The organism is Sphingomonas sp. GW821-FHT10F11 (genome assembly GCF_058809095.1).
Genome location: NZ_JBXASH010000006.1, coordinates 131,727 through 151,605, shown reverse-complemented (window position 1 = coordinate 151,605; position 19,879 = coordinate 131,727). Strand labels below are relative to the sequence as shown.

23 protein-coding genes are annotated in these 19,879 nt (G+C 65.2%); 11 read left to right on the top strand and 12 right to left on the bottom strand.

Annotated elements, in window-relative coordinates; genetic code table 11:
• Positions 1–122 precede the first annotated feature (122 nt).
• The 3 genes from AC1RT8_RS17800 (at position 123) to AC1RT8_RS17790 (ending at position 2,577) form a co-directional block, all read left to right on the top strand.
• Complete coding sequence (locus AC1RT8_RS17800; RefSeq protein WP_493077064.1) at positions 123–635, top strand: hypothetical protein; 513 nt, start codon at positions 123–125, stop codon at positions 633–635.
• 37 nt (positions 636–672) lie between these two features.
• Positions 673–999: a hypothetical protein gene (locus AC1RT8_RS17795; protein WP_493077062.1), complete on the top strand. Its 327-nt coding sequence runs from the start codon at positions 673–675 to the stop codon at positions 997–999.
• 177 nt (positions 1,000–1,176) lie between these two features.
• Entirely contained in the window at positions 1,177–2,577 is a 1,401-nt protein-coding gene (locus AC1RT8_RS17790; RefSeq protein WP_493077061.1) for a DUF4384 domain-containing protein, read from the top strand.
• Positions 2,578–2,608: 31 nt separating this feature from the next.
• Here the strand turns inward: AC1RT8_RS17790 and AC1RT8_RS17785 are convergent, their stop codons facing one another.
• The gene (locus tag AC1RT8_RS17785) at positions 2,609–3,160 is read right to left on the bottom strand and encodes an OmpA family protein (RefSeq protein WP_493077060.1); all 552 of its coding nucleotides are present in this window, start codon (positions 3,158–3,160) and stop codon (positions 2,609–2,611) included.
• A gap of 257 nt (positions 3,161–3,417) precedes the next feature.
• Between AC1RT8_RS17785 and AC1RT8_RS17780 the strand changes: the two genes are divergently transcribed.
• From AC1RT8_RS17780 to AC1RT8_RS17770, 3 genes are all read left to right on the top strand, one after another.
• Complete coding sequence (locus tag AC1RT8_RS17780; RefSeq protein ID WP_493077058.1) at positions 3,418–4,701, top strand: caspase family protein; 1,284 nt, start codon at positions 3,418–3,420, stop codon at positions 4,699–4,701.
• A 26-nt stretch (positions 4,702–4,727) separates the two neighbouring features.
• Positions 4,728–5,804 (top strand): hypothetical protein, encoded by a 1,077-nt coding sequence (locus tag AC1RT8_RS17775; RefSeq protein WP_493077056.1) that lies wholly within the window; start codon positions 4,728–4,730, stop codon positions 5,802–5,804.
• Between the two features lie 160 nt (positions 5,805–5,964).
• On the top strand, positions 5,965–6,180 hold the full coding sequence (locus AC1RT8_RS17770) for a hypothetical protein (RefSeq protein ID WP_493077054.1): 216 nt from the start codon (positions 5,965–5,967) through the stop codon (positions 6,178–6,180).
• Here the strand turns inward: AC1RT8_RS17770 and aguB are convergent.
• The 3 genes from aguB to AC1RT8_RS17755 are packed head-to-tail and all read right to left on the bottom strand — an operon-like array spanning position 6,177 to position 9,655.
• Positions 6,177–7,025 carry an N-carbamoylputrescine amidase gene (aguB, locus tag AC1RT8_RS17765; RefSeq protein WP_493077052.1) on the bottom strand — a complete coding sequence of 283 codons (849 nt, stop codon included), beginning with the start codon at positions 7,023–7,025 and terminating at the stop codon, positions 6,177–6,179. The genes AC1RT8_RS17770 and aguB overlap by 4 nt on opposite strands.
• Positions 7,026–7,058: 33 nt before the next feature.
• Positions 7,059–8,030 (bottom strand): agmatine deiminase family protein, encoded by a 972-nt coding sequence (locus AC1RT8_RS17760; protein ID WP_493077051.1) that lies wholly within the window; start codon positions 8,028–8,030, stop codon positions 7,059–7,061.
• The gene (locus tag AC1RT8_RS17755; RefSeq protein ID WP_493077049.1) at positions 8,027–9,655 is read right to left on the bottom strand and encodes a M28 family peptidase; all 1,629 of its coding nucleotides are present in this window, start codon (positions 9,653–9,655) and stop codon (positions 8,027–8,029) included. Before AC1RT8_RS17755 ends, AC1RT8_RS17760 begins: the two co-directional genes overlap by 4 nt.
• Before the next feature lie 123 nt (positions 9,656–9,778).
• Here AC1RT8_RS17755 and AC1RT8_RS17750 point away from each other — a divergent pair, with 123 nt between their 5' ends.
• Genes AC1RT8_RS17750 through AC1RT8_RS17740 form a run of 3 tightly spaced genes read left to right on the top strand, consistent with a single transcriptional unit; the run spans position 9,779 to position 12,189 of the window.
• On the top strand, positions 9,779–11,809 hold the full coding sequence (locus AC1RT8_RS17750) for an alpha/beta hydrolase family protein (protein WP_493077047.1): 2,031 nt from the start codon (positions 9,779–9,781) through the stop codon (positions 11,807–11,809).
• Positions 11,810–11,851: 42 nt separating this feature from the next.
• Positions 11,852–12,001: a hypothetical protein gene (locus AC1RT8_RS17745; protein WP_493077046.1), complete on the top strand. Its 150-nt coding sequence runs from the start codon at positions 11,852–11,854 to the stop codon at positions 11,999–12,001.
• Complete coding sequence (locus AC1RT8_RS17740) at positions 11,998–12,189, top strand: hypothetical protein (protein ID WP_493077045.1); 192 nt, start codon at positions 11,998–12,000, stop codon at positions 12,187–12,189. Before AC1RT8_RS17745 ends, AC1RT8_RS17740 begins: the two co-directional genes overlap by 4 nt.
• 103 nt (positions 12,190–12,292) lie before the next feature.
• On the opposite strand, the gene rpsD is transcribed toward AC1RT8_RS17740, so the two are convergent.
• Positions 12,293–12,907, bottom strand: a complete 615-nt coding sequence (gene rpsD, locus AC1RT8_RS17735) for a 30S ribosomal protein S4 (protein WP_372857725.1) — start codon at positions 12,905–12,907, stop codon at positions 12,293–12,295.
• A gap of 189 nt (positions 12,908–13,096) precedes the next feature.
• On the bottom strand, positions 13,097–13,345 hold the full coding sequence (locus AC1RT8_RS17730; protein ID WP_493077043.1) for a hypothetical protein: 249 nt from the start codon (positions 13,343–13,345) through the stop codon (positions 13,097–13,099).
• A 198-nt stretch (positions 13,346–13,543) separates the two neighbouring features.
• Between AC1RT8_RS17730 and AC1RT8_RS17725 the strand changes: the two genes are divergently transcribed.
• Complete coding sequence (locus tag AC1RT8_RS17725; RefSeq protein WP_493077299.1) at positions 13,544–13,849, top strand: chorismate mutase; 306 nt, start codon at positions 13,544–13,546, stop codon at positions 13,847–13,849.
• On the opposite strand, the gene AC1RT8_RS17720 is transcribed toward AC1RT8_RS17725, so the two are convergent.
• The 6 genes from AC1RT8_RS17720 to AC1RT8_RS17695 form a co-directional block, all read right to left on the bottom strand.
• A complete protein-coding gene (locus tag AC1RT8_RS17720) occupies positions 13,850–14,812 on the bottom strand; it encodes a TauD/TfdA family dioxygenase (protein WP_493077041.1) in 963 nt (320 codons plus the stop codon).
• A gap of 85 nt (positions 14,813–14,897) precedes the next feature.
• The gene (locus tag AC1RT8_RS17715) at positions 14,898–15,986 is read right to left on the bottom strand and encodes a TrmH family RNA methyltransferase (RefSeq protein ID WP_493077040.1); all 1,089 of its coding nucleotides are present in this window, start codon (positions 15,984–15,986) and stop codon (positions 14,898–14,900) included.
• An 85-nt stretch (positions 15,987–16,071) separates the two neighbouring features.
• Entirely contained in the window at positions 16,072–16,533 is a 462-nt protein-coding gene (gene nrdR / locus AC1RT8_RS17710; protein WP_493077038.1) for a transcriptional regulator NrdR, read from the bottom strand.
• A 1-nt stretch (position 16,534) separates the two neighbouring features.
• On the bottom strand, positions 16,535–17,854 hold the full coding sequence (gene glyA, locus AC1RT8_RS17705; protein WP_493077037.1) for a serine hydroxymethyltransferase: 1,320 nt from the start codon (positions 17,852–17,854) through the stop codon (positions 16,535–16,537).
• Complete coding sequence (gene rpiB / locus AC1RT8_RS17700; RefSeq protein WP_493077035.1) at positions 17,851–18,303, bottom strand: ribose 5-phosphate isomerase B; 453 nt, start codon at positions 18,301–18,303, stop codon at positions 17,851–17,853. The genes glyA and rpiB overlap by 4 nt, the downstream gene beginning before the upstream one ends.
• An 84-nt stretch (positions 18,304–18,387) precedes the next feature.
• Positions 18,388–19,227 carry a LytTR family DNA-binding domain-containing protein gene (locus AC1RT8_RS17695; protein WP_493077033.1) on the bottom strand — a complete coding sequence of 280 codons (840 nt, stop codon included), beginning with the start codon at positions 19,225–19,227 and terminating at the stop codon, positions 18,388–18,390.
• 54 nt (positions 19,228–19,281) lie between these two features.
• Here AC1RT8_RS17695 and AC1RT8_RS17690 point away from each other — a divergent pair, with 54 nt between their 5' ends.
• Positions 19,282–19,869: a DUF1579 domain-containing protein gene (locus AC1RT8_RS17690; protein ID WP_493077032.1), complete on the top strand. Its 588-nt coding sequence runs from the start codon at positions 19,282–19,284 to the stop codon at positions 19,867–19,869.
• Positions 19,870–19,879: the final 10 nt, after the last annotated feature.

The following is a 19,879-nucleotide window of genomic DNA, read 5'->3' as shown; positions in this document are numbered from 1 at the left end:
CATTGGAAATTTTCTCGATCGGCGTCGCGCGCCGCGTGCGTGCACGGATGTATCTGGCGCCGCACGCACAGGTGCCTGCCTCCCCCTCCCATCCACTTGTTACCAAGGCAAAGGAGGATCCGATGAGCATGTTTTTCCATCTCGCAACCGCCGCAACCGCCATCGCGCTGCTGCCGGTGGCAGCCGCCAACGCCAAGGGCGACACCGTGCAGATCGGCGGCAACGCCACCCTCAACTCGACCACCGGCACGACGACATCGGTCGCGCTGAGCCCGGGCGCGGTCGCGCTGACCTCGACCGGGTCCGTCACCCGCTCCCATGTGGGTGGGTCGGCGACCACCAATGCGTCGGTCGGAACACAAACCGCTCTCGCGGCTGCCCCCCGTTCGCAGGCGAAGATCCTGGTTGGATCGATCGACGGCGCCAATACCGGCGGTTCGGCGCGGACCAACGCCTCCGCCAGCTCGGTCACCGCCGTCACCATCATGCCGGGCTCCACCGTCTGCGCCGCGATCGGCAATGTCGGGGCGGGCGGGTCGAACGCCGGCGGACATGCGGGCCATGTGCTGGTCTATAATGTCGGGTTCGCGCGCAAGGCCCGGTATCGCCAGGGCAATTCCGGCGCCGTGTGCTGAGGTTGCTTTTCGTTCTTGCAAACCAGGGAGACAGAAAATGACGAAATCCGCTGTGACATATATCGTTCTGCCGCTGCTCGCGGTGCTTGCCTGCAATCCCGCACAGGCCCGCTTCGCCGGCAGCCAGGATGGCCCCCCGCCGGCTGCGGCCGATTCGGGCGAGGATCGCGGCGTCACGTCGATCACCGCGACGGGCGCCGGCCAGCGCGCGAAGATCGCCCGGTTGCGGGCGATGGCCGGTGGTGCGCAATATCGCCCGTCGGTCAAGTGCGAGAGCGACATCACGAACAATGCCGAATGGTCGGGTAACACGACAATATTGGTGACGGGAAGCTGCCCGGCCTATATGCGTAATCGTCAATAGAATATCGGGGGGCCGGGAATGCGCAATTGGAGTTTCGTCACGGCGATCGCGGCGTTGATCCTGTCATCCCTGCCCCCTCTATTTCCTGTCTTGGGCCAGAAGGCTGCGTCGACTTATTCGCGGTCGAAGTCCATTCCCGAGGCCGCGACGTCGAACTTCGATCCCGCGCTGCGTTGCATGGACGACCTGCTTGCCCGGTCCAACGTCGGATCGAACGTCCCCATCTACATCCGCAAGCTCACCAAGGAGGATGCGGTCGGGGCGACGACGCGCGACATGATGATGGCCGCCATCGCCCGCATGTCGGAGCATAGCCGGCTCTTCACCGTATATGTCGATCCGTCGGACGAGGAGCTGGATCCCGCCGTGCTGAGCAACAGCGCCGTGATCGTCGGTGGATCGATCACCTCTTTCGACAAGGCCGTCGGATCGGGCGGCACCGCCGCCGGACTCAATTTCGGCCCGGTCGGGTTCGGCGTTCGCAATCAGAAGATGGATTCGGTCATCTCGCTGACGCTCTATCTGCAGAATCGCAAAGGTGCGGTCATCCCGCTGACGACGCAGAGCATATCGATGACGCTCAAGTCGAAGTCGAAGGGCGGCGATCTCAGCGGCAATGTCGGGTTGCTGGGCGGCTTTCTCGAAATGGAATTCTCGCGCGACGAAGGGCCGATGCAGGCGGTGCGCGCGATGATCGATCTCAGCCTCATCCAGTCCGTCGGTGCCTGGGCCAGCGTGCCCTATCAGCGTTGCCTGGCCATTCGCCAGTCCGACCCCGATGCGATCCAGAGCGCGCAAAAGGCGTTCGACAAGATGAAACCGCCGCAGCGGCTGGCGCAGATCGCGCAGGGCCTGACGGCACGCGGCCTATATGGCGGCCCGGCCGACGGCACGATGACTCAGCAGCTGCGCCAGGCGATCGCCGAATTCCAGATGCAGCAGAATTTGCCGTCGCTGGGATTGCCGACCTTCGAGGTCTATTACCGGTTGTACGCGGGATCCTATGGCACGCTGGCCGCACCGTCCGTTCCGACGGGGCCGAAGAATCCGCTTGGCCTCCGCATCGCGCCCTATGGCCCGAATTTCATCCCGCGCAACGGCGCGCTGTGGATCCTGAACGACGAGCGGGCCAGCTTCGCGGTCACCTCCGTCGAAAAGGCGCATGTCACCTGCTTCTATACCGATGCGAAGAAGCGCTCGACGCGGATATTCCCCAATGCCCAACGCCCCAGCGACATCCTGCTGCCGACCGAGACGCTGATCCTGCCGGGACCGGGCGATATCTATACCATCGTTGCCGAGGTGTTGAACGTGCCCGAATACATCACCTGCGCCGCCGGCAGGGAGCCGAGCAGCGCATGGATGCCGGCCGAGCTGCAGGCCGATCTCCGGTCGCCGGCACCGTTGCCGGTGGCGGACTCGGCCGCGCTCGAGCAGCGGCTGCGGACGCTCGCATCTGCACCCTCGGTCACCCGCCTGTCGTTCCAGAGCGTCTGCCAGATGCCCGGAGGCGGCTACGAGACGGATTGCACCCCGCGCCCCACCCCGCCTCCGGCGAAGACTCCGGCGACGAAATAGCCCGAAACTGGCGGCCGGTGCCGCTCCTGCCCTATTGGTACAACCGGACCTCGACGCGCCGGTTGCGCGGGTCGGAGGGGGGCAGCTTGCCGAGCGGCTGGGACATGCCCATGCCCATCGGGCTCAACCGGTCGGCGGGCACGCCCATCCGCTCCAGTTCGGCGACGACGCTTTCGGCGCGGCGTTGCGACAAGGCGCGGTTATAGGCGGCGTTGCCCTGGCTGTCGGTGTGGCCGACGATCATGAAGACGTGCCCGGCCCCGGTTTCCGAGGCGATCACCGCCGCGATGTTGAGCAATTGGGGCCGCGACGACGGGATCAGCCGCGCCGAATCATAGTCGAACCCGATATTGTCGAAATTGAGCGTGGGACGGGCGACGGGAGCCGCGCCGGCCGCAGGCGGCGGCGAGGCTGGCGGCGTGACGTAGAGCGGCTCGTCGGTATCCTGGTGGTTGTTGATGATCAGCGAGCGCGTGCGTGGCGCGGGCGCGCCCCGCGATGACGCCTCGTTCGCGCGGATCTGCGCCTCGATACCGGCGCGGATTTCCTCCACCGACATCTGCTGAGCCCGTGCGGCCGCCATCGGCACCGCAAGGCTTGCCAGAGATATGGATGCCAAAACGAAACGAATTGTCATAGCAGTCCCCCTAATACGAGCGCGGGGCGACCCCATCTCCGCGTCCGTGACGAAATTCGAAGTAGAGTATCTATGCGACCACCCGAACATCTGTCGAGCGAATGAATCGCTCCACTTTGGTTTAATCGGTCCATGTCGAAAATGACTTCAACGCGGTGGCCATGAGCTCGGGGAATTGTTATCCCGACTCTCCGGGGGGTATCATGGCGAGTCGCGGGCAATATTGGGCGATGGCTGCCGGAATGCGTGCGGTCCGCGCGCTGGCGGTGCTGACGCTCTGTCTGCTTGCGACATTGCCGGCCGTCGCGCAACGGCCGCAGACCCGCGTCGCGCTGGTGATCGCCAACTCGGCCTATCAGAATGCCACACCGCTGCCCAATCCGGTTGCCGATGGCAGGCTGATCGCCGCCACGCTGAAGGGCGCGGGCTTTCAGTCGGTGACCTTGCTGGAGAATCAGGACCGGATCGGCATGGAGCGGGGGTTGCGCGCCTTCGCCGCCCAGGCCGAGCGCGCCGAGGTCGCCATGCTCTATTATGCGGGCCATGGCATCGAATATAATGGCGAGAACTACCTGATCCCGGTCGACGCCAAATTGCAGTTCGACCGCGATCTTGAGCTGGAAGCGGTGAAGCTTTCCACCATGATCAGCATGAGCGAGGGCGCCAGCCGCCTGCGCATCATCGTGCTCGATGCCTGCCGGACGCCCCCGTCGGGCCTGAAGAAGACCGTCGCGTCGCGCAGCCTGGGCCGCGGCCTTGCCCCGGTCGAGCCGGAGGGCGACAGCCTCGTCGTGTATAGCGCGAAGGCGGGCACCACCGCGGCGGATGGAGACGGCGGCAACAGCCCCTTCGCCAAGGCGATGGCGCGCCGGATGCTGCAGCCGGGGCGGGAGATCAGCCTGTTGTTCCGCGACATTCGTGACGATGTGCTGAAGGCGACCGGACGTGCGCAGGAGCCCTTCACTTATGGTTCGCTGTCGAGCCAGGAATTCTATTTCATCGACCCGCCCAGGGTCGCGGCCGTCGCCGCCGGCCCGATCGATATGGAGGCGGAGGCATGGGGCCTCTGCCGCGGCGGCGCGTCCAGGGCGCCGTGCGACGCCTATATCGGGCAATATCCGCAGGGCCGCTTCGTGTCGCTCGCCAAGACGCGTGCCGCCGATTTTGCCGCTGGCGCGTCTGTCACGACGGCGGCGACGTCTGTCCGCCCGCCCGCGCCTGTCCGGCTGGAAGCGGTTCAGCAACTCGGGGTGCAGGTCCAGGCGAACGACGATGGCAGTGCGATCATGGTGCGCTCCGTCGCAACGAGCGGACCGGCGTTCGGGCAATTATTTGCCGGCGACATGATCGTCGGGATCAATTCGAGCGGATTGCAGCGCGATGTGTCGCCGGCGACGCAGCTCGGCGGCGCGCTGGATACCGGCCGCATCAAGCTGCTGGTCAGGCGAGGCTCGACCAACACGGTGGTGATCCTGCGCAAGCAGTAAGCAAACGATATCGGGGGATATGAAACGTGCGACTTGCCAAAGCTTCGATGATGATGATGTGCGGCGCCCTGGTGCTGGGCGGCACGACCGCAGCCCTGGCGAAGGGAGTCGCCTATTCGGCGCGCTACAAGGCCAAATATCCGGCGGTCGCCGATGGCGGCTCGATCGCGGTGGTCAATTTCAACGGGAAGGACGGGGATAATTTCGCCGACGCCCTGGCATCCGAGCTGCAATCGGCCGAACTCGACGGCGCGCCGATCTTCCAGGTCAAGACGATCGACAGCATGAACTATCGGTCGACCGGCGACATTTCCAAGGCCGAGGTGGCGACCGCCATTCGCACGGGGCAGAAGCTGGGCGTGAGAACGGTGTTCACCGGCACGGTATCGTCGGCCTCGGTCAACACTACCAACTACACCAAGGAGGAATCGGTCTGTACGGAAAGCGCCGGCCTGTTCAAATGCAAGAAGACCGAGACGCGGCAGGTCCCCTGCAACAAGGTGGTCGGCCAATATACCGTCACGCCCCGGGCGATCAGGGTCGAGAACGGGTCGGTCATCTTTGCCGAGACCATTTCGACCCAGGGGGAATATTCGGTCTGCAACGGGCAGCTTCAGGGCAATGCGAGCCTGAGCGATCTGTTCGGCGGCCTGTTCGGCAAGAAAAGCGCAACGCCCGCGCCGCCGCCGGTCGCATCGCCGGACGCCTTGCTGGCCAAGCTGCGCCAGGACGCGACCGGGGCCATCCGTCGCATGGTCGCCCCCTATAACAAGACCGTCAACGTCACGCTGAAGGACAAGGCAACCGGCCTCACCAAGCCGGAGAACCAGCAATTCACCAACGCGATCGCCTTTGCCAATGTTGCGCGCATGGACCGCGCGTGCGGCATCTTCGAGACGTTGTCCACGGATGCCAACAAGGCCAATGTGGCGCTGCTCTACAATCTGGGCGTTTGCCAGGAGGTGCTGCTGCCGGACGAGCCGGCCGCGGCGCTGGAATATTATGCCAAGGCCGACCAGCTCCTGGACAAGCCCGACAAGCTCGTCTCGGACGCCTATGTCCGGATGAAGGCCATGGTCGGGCAGAGCCGTTCGATCCGGTGAAAGCCTGGGCGGCAGCGGCCGGGTTCGCGGGTACGAACGCCTGAACCGTCGCGCGTGGCGGGGCGGGAGCGGATTCCACCCGGCTTTCGTGCTATGCCAGCGATCTCTTGCTAGGAGTGTCGCCATGCATATCGCCGCGATCCTTGCGCTACCGGTCATGATGGCCGCAGCGCCCCTGCCCGACCCGGCCGCGGTCAAGCCGGTCTGCCAGAACAGCAGCACCCAGAAGGTCGAGCAGCGCAGGACACCGCTCCGCCCTCACAGGCTGGACGCGGAGCCGCCTGCCAAGCAGGTCCTGACCGTGCTCAGGACGGTGGACGGTTGCTCGAATCCGGTGGTGATCCGCGAGGATGTGGGCGCGCCGGCGCGGCCCTAGATATCCTGGGTCAGCCGCCCGTACAGGTCGGGCCGGCGATCGCGGAAGAAGCCGAAGGCCGCGCGGTGGCGCTTGACCCGGTCGAGGTCGATCGTCGCGACCAGCACGCCGGTTTCGTCGGCGCCGAACTCGCAGAGCAAGTCGCCGCGCTCGTCCGCGATGAAACTGTGGCCGTAGAAATGCTGGCCATGCTCGGTACCGATTCGGTTGGCGGCGACCACCGGCACGACATTGGACACGGCATGGCCGACCATCGCGCGGCGCCATAGCCGCGAGGTGTCGAGATCCTGGTCGTGCGGCTCGCTGCCGATCGCGGTCGGGTAGAACAATATTTCCGCGCCCATCAGCATCATCGCGCGGGCGGTTTCGGGATACCATTGGTCCCAGCATACCCCGACGCCGAGCATCGCGGATGGGCCGGGCCAGACCTTGAAGCCGGTATTGCCGGGGCGGAAATAGAATTTCTCCTCATAGCCCGGGCCGTCCGGGATGTGGCTCTTGCGATAGACGCCCATCACGCCGCCATCGGGGCCGATCATCGCCAGGCTGTTGTAATGATGCGGGCCGTCAGCCTCGAAGAAGCTGGTCGGGATGGTGACGCCGAGTTCTGCTGCCAGCTTCCGCATCGCCAGCACCGCCTTGTGTTCGCCGACGGGCTTGGCATTGGCGAACAGGCCCTCGTCCTCGACCCGGCAGAAATATTCGCCCTCGAACAGCTCGGGCGGCAGGACGACCTGCGCGCCTTTCGACGCAGCCTCGCGGACCAGCTCGGAGACATGGGCGATGTTCGCGTCGATATCGCTCGAAAAGGCGAGCTGAAGCGCGGCGACGGTGATTTCGGTCATGCGGGCCCTCTTAGCGGCTTTCGCGTGGAAACGTCAGGCCGGAATCTGCTGGCTGATGCAGTGGAAGCTGCCGCCGCCGGTCAGGATCGCGTCGGCGTGCAGGCCGATGACGTGGCGATCGGGGAACAGGGCCTGGATCGCCGCGACCGCCAGCGCGTCGTTGGTGGCGCCATATTGCGGCACGATCACCGCGGCGTTGCCGATATAGAAGTTCATATAGCTGGCCGGCACGATCTCCTCGTCGCGCAGCACGCGGCCGGGCGAGGGCAGGCGGACGATCTCGACATCGTGGCGCGCGGCGTCGCGCGCCGCGTGCTGATAGACCAGCCAGTTGGGGTCATTGTCGTCGGGCTCGGGAATGGCGAGCCGGCCCGGCGCGACGAAGCGCGCGAGATTGTCGACATGGCCGTCGGTATGGTCGTGCATCAGCCCGTCGCCGAGCCAGATCACCTGGGAATAGCCGAGGTCCTCGGCCAGCCGCGCCTCGATGTCCGCGCGCGACAGGGCCGGATTGCGATTGGGGTTGAGCAGGCATTGCTCGGTGGTGACGACCAGGCCGGTCCCGTCGCCATCGATCGCGCCGCCCTCGAGGATCCAGTTGCAGGTCTCGGTCGTGATGTGCCGCCGTTCGGCGAGGCGCAGGCCGATATCGTCGTCGCCGGGCAGGTCGTATTTCCCGCCCCAGCCGTTGAAGCGGAAATCGCGCGCATGGCCATCGCCGGTGACGATCGCCGCGGTATCGCGCAGCCAGATGTCGCCGAACGGCTCGACCACCACCTGCGCGGTGTCACCAGCCAGCGCCCTGGCGGCCTTGGCGGCCTCTTCGTCGGCGGCGACGAGCAGCACGCGCTCGCCCTTGCCGTCGGCATGGACGGCGCGGGCAAAGGCGGCGACCTCCTCGCGGGCCGGGTCGAGATCCTCCGCCCACAGATCGGGGTGGCTCGGAAAGCCGATCCAGACGGCCTTGTGGTGCGCCCATTCGGCGGGTGGGGTGACGGTCTTCACTTCGCCTCCGCGCGACTCTTGTCGCGGACCGCGCGGAATTCGGCGGTCGGATACCAGTTAGGCCAGGAACTGCCGTCCGCAAGGGTGCGGCCCATGGTGTAATAGAGCTTCACGTCCTGCAGCGCCGCGCCCCAATTCCAGGCGGGATCATATTCGTCCTGCGGCTTGTGATAGCGATTGGTGTTGTAATCGTCCGCCGCGGCCTTGCCGGCGGCGGGGCCGCCGACGATCAGGTCCTCGCCCGCGCTGCCGTCGAGCATCGGCACGCCGAGCTTGGCGAAGCTGAAATGGTCGGAGCGGTAATAATAGCCGCGCTCCGGCGACGGCTCGGGGGCGATATGCCGGCCCTGCGCCGTCACCATCGGCTTGACCATGTCCTCCAGCTCGGACTTGCCGGCGCCGGTGATCACGAAGTCCTTTGCCTCGGGGTAGATCTTCAGCGCGTCCATATTGACCCCGCCGACGGTCTTGCCCAGCGGATAGACCGGGTTCTCGGCGTAGAATTTGGAACCGAGCAGGCCCGATTCCTCGGCAGTGACGGCGAGGAACACCTGGGAGCGCCTGGCGGCACCCGCCTTTGTGTTGGCCTCGGCCATCGCGACCAGGGCTGCGACGCCCGAGGCATTGTCGACCGCGCCGTTGCAGATATCGTCGCCTTTGACCGCGTCGCAGCGGCCGAGATGATCCCAATGCGCCGAATAGAGCACGACTTCGCCGGGCCGCTCGGTGCCGGGCAATATGCCGATCACGTTCTTCGAGGCCTGGCGCCGGATCGTGTTCGTCAAGCTGACATTGGCCTTCACGCCGAGCGACACGGCCTTGAAACCTTTGACCTTCGCGGCGGCGGAGAGCGCGGCGAAATCCTTGCCGGCGCTGGCGAACAACGCTTCGGCCGCCGGCTTCTGGATCCAGCCGATCGCCTTGGACTGGTCCATATGGTCGCCCGGCGTATCCTGCTGGAGCTGCGGTCCGGTCCAGCTCGACTGGACCACGCCCCAGCCATAGGCGGCGGGCTCGGTATCATGGACGATGATCGCCGCCGCCGCGCCCTGGCGCGCGGCTTCCTCATATTTGTAGGTCCAGCGGCCATAATAGGTCATCGCGCGGCCGCCGAAATCGCCGTCGAGCGTCATGGTCTGCCAGTCGGGATCGTTGACCAGGATGACGACGGTCTTTCCCTTCACGTCGAGCCCGGCATAGTCGTTCCAGCCCCGCTCGGGCGCGTTGATGCCATAGCCAACGAACACGACGTCGCTGTCCTTGACCTCGGCCTTGGGCACCACCTGATAGGTCGCGATGACCATATCGGTGCGATAGGCGAGGCTCACCGGCGTCTTGCCGCCGGTGAAGGTCAGGGGCGAGACGTCCTGGCCGGTGATCTCGACCAGCGGCACGTTCTGGAACCAACTGCCGTTGTTGCCGGGCTTCAGGCCCGCTGCCTTGAAGCGCTCGACGATATAGGCGGTGGTCTTGTCCTCGGCGGGGGTGGCCGGGGCGCGGCCCTCGAAGTCGTCGGACGAGAGCATCTTCGTCACGTCTTTCAACGTCTGGAGTGGAATCTCGGGCGAATCGGGCGCCGCGGCAGTGAGGACGAACGCAGCGGACAGCAGGAAAAGGGCGCGCATCATGGCTCCTCGGGGGTCTCGTGATCGGGCCGCGTTCTGGCAGCGCGGCGGGACCGGTGCAAGCGGTGCGAAAATAACCGGAATGGAGGGAGATGCGTGTTTGCTTGAGCCTGCGGTCTAGCTATGCTTCCGGATAAGAGCTTGAATTCGGGGGCAGCATTGAAAAAGTGGATTTTGGCAGCGGCGATGGCCTCTGCGGCGATGGTTGTGGTGCGGCCGGCAGCGGCAGCAAGCGACGCGGCGATGAAGTTCGGCGCGCGCGATTCAATCGAAAGCATCAGCCTTTCGCCGGACGGCAGCATGATTGCGTTGATTCAGCCCGGCCCAGGGCGATCTTCGCTGTTGTACGTCGTCAATCTGGTCGGCACGCCGCAGATGAAGCCAATCCTGGCTTCCAAAGGTGACCCCGAACGTCTCGTATGGTGCGCTTGGCCCAGCAACACGCGGCTGATCTGCAATTTCTTCGTCATCGAGACACTAAACGGCAAACCCATGCCTTATACGCGGCTGGTTACGCTGAAGCCGGATGGTTCGGACATGAAGCCGTTGAGCGCGCGCGGCACCTCGAATGCGTTGGGTGTTGCGTTGGGCGGCGGCGGCATCGTCGACTGGCTCGGCGACGATAGCGGTGCGGTGCTGATGACGCGAAACTTCGTGCCGGAACAGACCGTGGGCTCGATCATGGCGAGTTCGAAGCAGGGGTTCGGGGTTGAGCGGGTGGATACCACGAGCCTCGCGCGCAAGACCGTGGAGCAGCCGAAGAACAGTGCATTCGACTATATATCCGACGGACATGGTGAGGTCCGGGTGATGGGAATTCAGCCCGCAACCAGCACCGGCTATGATGGCAAGCGGCTCGTCTACACCTACCGAAAGAAGGGGAGTCGGGACTGGTTGCCGCTCGGCACGGCGGAGATCACAAGTTCCGGGTCGACCGGCTTCACGCCCTACGCCGTCGATTCCGATCTTGACGTGGTTTATGGAGCCGCGAACGAGACCGGACGCACCGCGATCTACAAGATCTCGCTGGATGGCAGCCTGAAACGCGAATTGGTCTATGAGCGGCCCGACGTCGATGTTGACCGGCTTGTTCAGATCGGCCGTCAGCACCGCGTCGTTGGTGTCACCTACAGCGATGAAAAACCCAGGACGGCGTTCTTCGATCCTGCCCTCAAGGCATTTTCCGCGTCACTGTCCAAGGCCCTCCCCGGCAAGCCTCTGATCAGTTTTGTCGATGCGAGCGCGGACGAAAAAAAGCTCCTGCTGTGGGCGGGAAGCGATTCCGATCCAGGCCGTTTCTATTTGTTCGATAAGACTACCAAGGGCTTGACCGAGGTCATGTCGGTTCGACCGCAGCTTGCGAAGACACCGCTGGCGGAAATGAAGTCCGTGAAGTTCCCCGCGGCAGACGGGACGATGATCCCCGCCTATCTTACGCTTCCGCCCGGTAGCGATGGCAAGAACCTGCCGGCGATCGTGATGCCGCATGGCGGACCGGAAGCGCGCGATGAATGGGCGTTTTCCTGGTTGCCGCAATTTTTCGCCAATCGGGGCTATGCGGTGTTGCAGCCCAATTATCGCGGTTCGACGGGCTATGGCGATGCCTGGATGAAGGAGAACGCCATCAGGTCGTGGAAGACCGCGATCGGGGACGTCGATGATGGCGGACGGTGGTTGTTGAAAGAGGGCATCGCAGCCCCGGACAAGGTGGCGATCGTCGGCTGGTCCTATGGCGGCTATGCCGCGCTGCAATCAGGCGTGCTCGATCCAGGCCTGTTCAAGGCGATCGCGGCCGTTGCCCCGGTGACGGATTTCGGGGTCATGCTGGAGCGCAGCAAGGACTATTCCGACTATAAGCTGACTCAGCTTCGGTTCGGTTCAGGGCCCCATCTCGTCCAGGGCTCACCCGCGCGGAACGCGGATCGTATCAAGGTGCCGGTCCTGATGTTCCACGGCGATATGGATCTGAACGTCGCGATCGAGCAGTCGCGAATCATGGAGTCGCGGTTGAAGAACGCCGGCGCCAGTGTCGAGTTGGTCGAATATAAGGGGCTCGATCACCAGCTCGTCGACGACAAGGTCCGTGCCGAGATGCTCGACAAGATCGATACTTTTCTGCGGGCGACAATGAAGTTGGGTCCTACGCCGAATTGAGGCACATCATGATTTGGCGCGCGATCGGTGGAAATAGGGGCGATGACCGCTTGCGCCGTCGCGATTCTTGCTGCGCAGCCGACAGCGGCGGCAAATGATGCCGCCGCGCGGTTCCGGCTACGCGAAGATATCCGGCAGATCAGCCTGTCGCCGGTTGGGAAGGCGATCGCCTATATCCAGCCCATCGCGTGAGGGGTGCTGTCCTGTATGTCGTCAAACTCGGCCCCCACGGCCCTTATGGCCGGGCCAAGATGAGCCTCGAGCATCTCGCCGCACGCTATAGGGCGCTGGGCGCTGCGGGAAAGCAGGCGGAACAGGTCGAGTTCCTCAACCTCGATCATTACCTCGACGACAGCAATGTCCGCGCCGGCATGCTCTAGAAGATGGACGGCTTGCTGCGGAGTTCGATGCAATTCTGATACAACGAAAAAGGGCGGCCCCTCGCGGGACCGCCCTTGTTTCTGTGGTCGGAGAACCGATCGATCAGCGCGAGTAGAACTCGACGACCAGGTTCGGTTCCATCTTCACCGGATAGGGCACTTCGTCCAGGGTCGGCACGCGGGTGAAGGTCACCTTCGCGGTGCCGTCCGGCGCGACGTAATCGGGAATGTCGCGCTCGGCGAGGCTCTGCGCTTCCATCACCAGCGCCATTTCCTGCGCCTTGGAACCCAGCGTGATCTCCATGCCCGGGAACACGCGGCGCGACGCGATGTTGCACTTCACGCCGTTGACCTTGATGTGGCCGTGGCTGACGAGCTGGCGCGCGGCGAACACGGTCGGCGCGAACTTGGCGCGGTACACGATCATGTCCAGACGCTGCTCGAGCAGGCCGATCAGGTTCTGGCCGGTATCGCCCTTCATGCGGGCGGCCTCATGATAGCATGCCCGGAACTGCTTCTCGGTCACGTCGCCATAATAGCCCTTGAGCTTCTGCTTGGCGCGCAGCTGGATGCCGAAATCGGAAACCTTGCCCTTGCGGCGCTGGCCGTGCTGGCCGGGGCCGTATTCGCGCTTGTTCACCGGGGACTTCGGACGACCCCAGATGTTCTCGCCCATACGGCGATCGAGCTTGTACTTGGCGCTGGAGCGCTTCGACATGTGTATTACCTTTGCAAGTGCCAACAACAAGACCGGCGCCCTTGGAGGTGCCGATCGATATCCGGTCATCGCTCTGCCGTTGATCGTCAGATCCGACAGGGCCGCCGCTTCACCGGAGTGCGGGGCCTTTTGCGAAGGGGCGGCCTCTTGCAGAAAGAGTCGCCGCGGTCAACCTTATAAAGGGCGACCTTAAAGCGGGCCCGTACCCATGCCGACACGGCGATCGGTGAATCTGCGCGCCGCCTCGGCGTTCGCCTCGTCGATGCTCTTCCATTCGGTTTTGGTGTGGCACTGGCGCTTGCCGCCAAGGATCGAACCGGTGGTTTCGGTGCGGCGGCAGATCTTCTTGTCGGGATCGGCAGGCTTGTCGTCCTTGGCGAGCGCCGGGGCGGACGAGAGAATGAGACAGCTCAGCGCCAAGGTGGCGAAAACACGCATGATAGGCTTCCCTCTGGACTAAAAAACGATTCGCTAGTCGTCGCAACGCAGCATTGCCGAAGAGGTAGCTTCAAGCGCGCTTGCTCGCAAGAGCCCAGAAAACGGCGATTAAATGACGGAACAACTGGTTCCGGAACGGCCATTTATTGGTGGGCGCTGCAGTGCTGGACACCAGCCATGGCGGCGTTATCACGCGGCATGACTGACGCGATCCTGCCTGGGCCCGATTGTTCTACTATGCTTGAAGTGCGTGCGGGCGTCGATCAGGTCGATCGTGAACTGGTCGCCCTGTTGGCGCGCCGCTTCGCCTATATGGACGCGGCCGCCCGCATCAAGACCGAGCGTGGTGCGGTGCGCGACGAGGCGCGCAAGGCGCAGGTGATCGCCCATGCCCGCGCCGCGGCCGAGGCGGCGGGCCTGCCCGGCGCCGCGATCGCCGAGCTGTGGGACCGGCTGGTCGAAGCCTCGATCGCTTATGAAATGGCGGCGTTCGACCGGCGATAGTCAGGCGTCGGGGGAAGGGCGCGGTGGCCAGAATTTCCCCTGCCGCCAGGGGGCCTCCGGCGGATACTCTTCATTGGCCAGCGCGAAGTTGAGATAGCCGAAATAGGACGCGATCAGCCGTCCGTCGCGCGGCACCACCGCCGTCCTGCCGTGCAGGAAACGCGTATTGTCCAGCATCAGGATATCGCCGCGTCGCCACGCCACCGCCGCCATGATCTCCTCGCCTACGTCCCTGACGATATGAGTCCAGGCAGGTGGGACGAGCGTACCGTCGTCGAACAGCGGAAAATCCCAGCGATCGATCCCGTAGCGGGCGAACAGCAGGAAATTGCCGAAAGCCAGGCGATCGGTGAACATCGGCCTGTGCAGGAAGGGGCGGCTGAAGCTGCGCTGGATCTGGTCGCCGTCGCGCCGGAAGGTGAAGGGGCAGTGCGCGGGCGGGTCGGCAAGCTGCGCATCCGACGGTTCCGTGGTGCCGAACCAGGTGATCAGCTCATCGGGTGTCGTATGCCGCGTATAACGCAGCCGCCGCGCGGCCATCTCCTCGCGAAGCGCGGGCGGGAGCCGCTCGACCAGGGCGCTGCCGTCGCAGACTGTCGTCGCGCCCAGCCGGCGCGGCGGGTTGAGGCAGGCGAAGAAACACACGTCAGGCTTCCACGGCTCGCGCGACAATTCGGGATGGAGCGGGAAAGCCGCGGTGCCCAGGCTGACCGACTGGATGTTGCGCGAATCGTCGAGCACCTGCCGGCTGCGGCTTTCGTTGAAGACCGAGCCCGAACAGAATTGCTCGGCGAAGCGCGCAAAGATGTCGAGATCGGTGGTGAAGCCGCGCAACAGCAGCGCGCCGTAGCGCTTATAGGTCTGGATGACCGTGTCGACCGGAACCTCGAGCGGGCTCTTCTCGCCGCTGGCGCGGATGGTGAGATAGGGGATGGCCGCATCGGGCGGAATCAGGTCGGCCATCGGTGGGTGTCGGGCTCTCGCAGCGGTGAAGCCACCGGCATAATCGCAATCGGCGGCCCGGCATAGCCGGCGTGCCATCCTGCTCTCAGGATTGCCGCGGCGCCTTCGATCGCTTCGCACCGGCCAGCGCCGACAACACCCCGCGCATCGTCCGCACTTCCTGGCTCGACCAGCCCGGCTTGGTCAGCAGGGTGCGCAGTGTCCGCTTCGTCACCGGCGTCCGGTCGGGCGGATAGAAGAAATGGGCCGCCTCAAGCATCGCATCGAGCTGAAGGATCATGCCCTCCAGTTCTTCGTGCTGCGCCGGCTCCGGCAGATCGGTTTCGGGCGGGGAAGCGAGCGCGATCCGTTTCGACCATTCATAGGCGACGAGGATGACCGCCTGAGCGAGGTTGAGCGAACCGAATTCGGCGTTGATCGGCACGGTGATGATGGTGCGGGCGAGCGCGACATCGTCGCTCTCAAGCCCCGAACGCTCCGGGCCGAACAGGATGGCGGTGCGGGCGGTGGAGGCGTGGATCGCCGTCGCCGCTTCGTCCGGGGTTATGACGGGCTTGGTCACGCCGCGCTTGCGCACGGTGGTCGCATAGACATGAGCGCAATCGGCGACCGCCTCTGCGACGCTGTCGAACATCTGCGCCTTTTCCAGCACCACATCGGCGCCCGACGCGGCCGGGCCGGCCGAGGGGTTGGGCCAGCCGTCGCGCGGGGCGACGAGGCGCATCTCGGTCAGCCCGAAATTGAGCATGGCGCGGGCCGCCTTGCCGATATTCTCGCCAAGCTGGGGGCGGACAAGCACGATGACGGGGGGCGGGGTGAGGGATGGAAGTGACACCTGTGTCTCTTCCTCTCCGTTCGTCCTGAGTAGGGGCTGAGCTTGTCGAAGACCCGTATCGAAGGACTTGCGCGCGAGGACCCGGATGGCTTCCCAATCCCCGGCGATCAACGCCTCCTTCTTTGCACGCGTCCAGCCTTTGATCTGACGTTCGGCTTCGAGTGCCTCAAGGCGGGAGGGGAAATCCTGCGACCAGGCGAGAGATACGGGGCGCCGATTCTGGGTATAGCCCTCGACTTCGCCGCGATCGTGATGGCCCAGGCGTTGCTCGAGATTGTCGGTATGGCCGGCATAATAGCTGCCGTCGGAGCAGCGCAGGATATAGGCGTAGAAGCTCAAAACCTGTCCTTCGATACGCGTCTTCGACTTCGCTCAGCCGCTACTCAGGACGAACGGTGGTGGAAGGCAAGCCTTTCCGCACCCCTCACCCCTTGCCCACCTCGTTCACATTGCCGGCGAATTCCTCGAAATCCTTGGCCTCGCGGAAATCCTTGTAGACGCTCGCGAAGCGGATATACGCGACCGAATCCAGGCCCTTCAGCCCATCCATCACCATTTCGCCGATGCGTTTCGAAGGGACCTCGTTCTCGCCCTGGGTCTCGAGCTGGCGCTGGATGCCGGAGACCAGCTTCTCGATGCGCACCGCGTCGATCGGGCGCTTGCGCGCCGCGATCGAGACCGAGCGGAGCAGCTTTTCGCGGTCGAACGGCTCGCGCTTGTCCTCGCTCTTGATCACGGTGAGCTCGCGCAGCTGGATGCGCTCGAAGGTCGTGAACCGCGCCGCGCAGCCCTCGCACTGGCGGCGGCGGCGGATCGCGGCGCCGTCCTCGGTCGGACGGCTGTCCTTTACCTGGCTGTCTTCATGGCCGCAGAACGGACACCTCAAATCACACGCCTTCCGGATAGATCGGGAAGCGCGCGCACAACGCCAGCACGCGCTCGCGCACCGCGGCTTCGACCTGGGCGTCGCCCTGCTCGCCATTCTTGCGCAGGCCGTCGAGCACGTCAGCGACCATGTTGCCGATCTCGCGGAACTCGGCGGGGCCGAAACCGCGCGTGGTGCCGGCGGGCGAACCGACGCGGATGCCGCTGGTCTTGGTCGGCGGCAGCGGATCGTTGGGGATGCCGTTCTTGTTGCAGGTGATGCCGGCCCGCTCGAGCGCCTCGTCGGCATCCTTGCCGGTGACGCCCAGCGGGCTGAGGTCGATCAGCGCGAGATGCGTGTCGGTGCCGCCCGAGACGACCTCGGCACCGCGCTCCTTGAGCGTGGCGGCGAGGATCTTGGCGTTCTCGACCACCGCCGCGATATAGCTCTTATATTCGGGCTGAAGCGCCTCGCCGAAGGCGACGGCCTTGGCGGCGATGACGTGCATCAGCGGGCCGCCCTGAAGGCCCGGAAACACCGCCGAATTGATCTTCTTGGCGATCGCCTCGTCATTGGTCAGCACCATGCCGCCGCGTGGCCCGCGCAGGGTCTTGTGCGTGGTGGTGGTCACGACATGCGCGTGTTCCAGCGGCGAGGGATGCAGGCCGCCCGCGACGATGCCGGCGAAATGGGCCATGTCGACCATGAAGATCGCGCCGACCTCGTCGGCGATGGCGCGGAACTTCGCGAAATCGATCTGGCGCGGATAGGCCGATCCGCCGGCGATGATCAGCTTCGGTTTGTGCTCGCGGGCGAGGCTCGCGACCTGGTCGAAATCGATCAGATGGGTGACCGGATCGACACCGTACGCGATGGCGTTGAACCATTTGCCCGACATGGCCGCCTTGGCGCCGTGAGTCAGATGGCCGCCGGCGTCGAGGCTGAGGCCCATGATCGTCTCGCCTGGCTTGACCAGCGCCAGCATCACCGCGCCGTTGGCCTGCGCGCCCGAATGCGGCTGGACGTTGGCGAAACCGCAGTTGAACAGCTTCTTCGCGCGCTCGATCGCCAGCGTCTCGACTTCGTCCGACGGTGCGCAGCCCTGGTAATAGCGCTTGCCCGGATAACCTTCGGCGTACTTGTTGGTGAAGACCGATCCTTGCGCCTGCAACACTGCCTTGGAGACGATGTTCTCGGAGGCGATCAGCTCGATCTGGGTCTGCTCGCGCTTCAGCTCATGGGTGACGCCGCCGAACACCGCCGGATCCGCCTCGGCAAGGCCGCGGGTGAAGAAGCCGTCGGGCTGGACGTCGTGCAGGGCGTTGCGGGGATTGGTGCTCATGCGGGTTCCTTCGCGAAGCTGGGCGCGCCGAGCATCTCGACGCGCGGGGTATGCCGGCCACCGGCGAAATCGGTGGTCAGGAAAGCGGTGATACAGGCCTTGGCCATGTCCTCGCCCGTCAGCCGGGCGCCCATGGCGAGGATATTGGCGTCGTTATGTTCGCGGCAGAGCGCCGCCGACAACGGTTCGCCGACCAGCGCGCAGCGCGCGCCGGGATGGCGGTTGACCGCGATCGAGATGCCGATGCCCGATCCGCACAAGGCGATGCCGCGCTCGGCCTTGCCCGCCGCGACATGCTCGGCAAGCGCATAGCCATAATCGGGATAATCGACGCGCGCGTCCGAATGGGGCCCGAGATCGGCGACCTCATGACCTTCCTGCCCAAGCCACGCGACCAGCGTTTCCTTCAGCGCGAAGGCGGCATGATCGGATGCTATGGCGATGCGCATGAACGGCGCGCTCCTTCTCGGCGAAAGCGGATGCGGCGGCCTTTACGCAAAGCGCGCGGCGAACGCTACCCGCTAGCGGATGCTTTATCGCCGGACGCGCAACCAGCCCCGGTCGCGCGCCGTGGCGGCGAAGCTGGCGCTGACCGGAATCTCGGCGCCGTCGGCGAGCAGCAACAGCCAGCGCCGCCCGTCGCGCCGTGCCCCGGCCACGCCGCCTGCCGCGATCCATGCGCCTCGATGGACTTGCGCGCCGTCATAATCGGCGACCTCGGCCAGGGCGTCGCCGAAGCGGTGCAGGACGAGCAGGCTGCGGCCGCCCGCGAGATGCAGGCGGCAATAATGATCCTCCGCCTCGATCGCGTGGAGCGCCGCGGGGTCGGTCAGGCCGGCGCGATCGAGCAGGCCATCCGGCGTGACCGCTGAGGGCGGGGTTGCGACGGAAGCGGCGGCGGGCGTCATCCGGCGGCCGATGCCGGCGATGATCAGGACGAGGAAGATCGCGGCGCTGATCGCCAGCGCTTCGGACCAGGTGCGCGACGGTTGGGGCGCATAGTCGATGCCGAACAGGCGTAGCGACAGCGAAATCTCGATCGGCAGCGGCAGGTTGAGCACCAGGGCGCCGATCGCCGCCGTGCGCGGCCAGTCGCCGGGGCGGCGGACGAGCAGGGCGAACCACACCTGCCATTTCAGCACGTTCCATCCGAGCAGCACCGCCCAGAAGGCGATACGCGTCCAGAGCGGCATCTCGCCGGTGCCGAACGCGCCGACCACGACCATCAAAATGCCGCCCGCCAGGCCGGCGATGGGCAGGACCGGGAAGCCCGGCAGGGTCAGAGCGCGATTCGCGAAGTTCCGGACATGCTTCGCGAAGCCGGCATTGCGGGCCCGGCTCGGCAGACGGAAAGCGGGGCGGGCGCTCGGCATGATGCAAGGCTGCCACCCTCTCCGGGCCCGTGCAATCATTCAAAGGAGTTCGATGTGACGAGATTGTTCTGGATGCGTGCCGCTGCTGCGGCGCTGGCGGTTGCCCCCATCACCGGTGCCGCGGCGCAGGCGGTCGACCCCGCGATGATCGAGGCGGAACGCGCCGCGATCGCCAAACTCGGCTGGATGGACGGCACCTGGCGTGGCCCGGCCCTGACTCAATCGCCCGGCGGCGAACACAAGGTGACCCAGACCGAGCGGATCGGCAATTTCCTGGGCGGCACGATCAAGGTGATCGAGGGCAAGGGCTTCAACCCCGACGGCTCGGTCGGCTTCAATGCCTTTGCGGTGATCTCCTATGATCCGGGGACCAAGGCCTACACCTTCCGCTCCTATGCGCAGGGCCGCGCGGGGACCTTCTCGATCGTGCCCCAGGGCAGTGAGGGTGTTCGGGGTTATGTCTGGGAAATCCCGGCGGGTCCGGCGACGATCAGATACACCGCGACCTTCGAAAACGGGAAATGGCATGAGGTGGGCGACCGCGTCGTGCCGGGCCAGGCGCCGCAGCGTTTCTTCGACATGCAGCTGACCCGGGTCGGCGACACCGACTGGCCGGCCGCCGGCGGCATGACCGAGAAATAACAACCGGGGG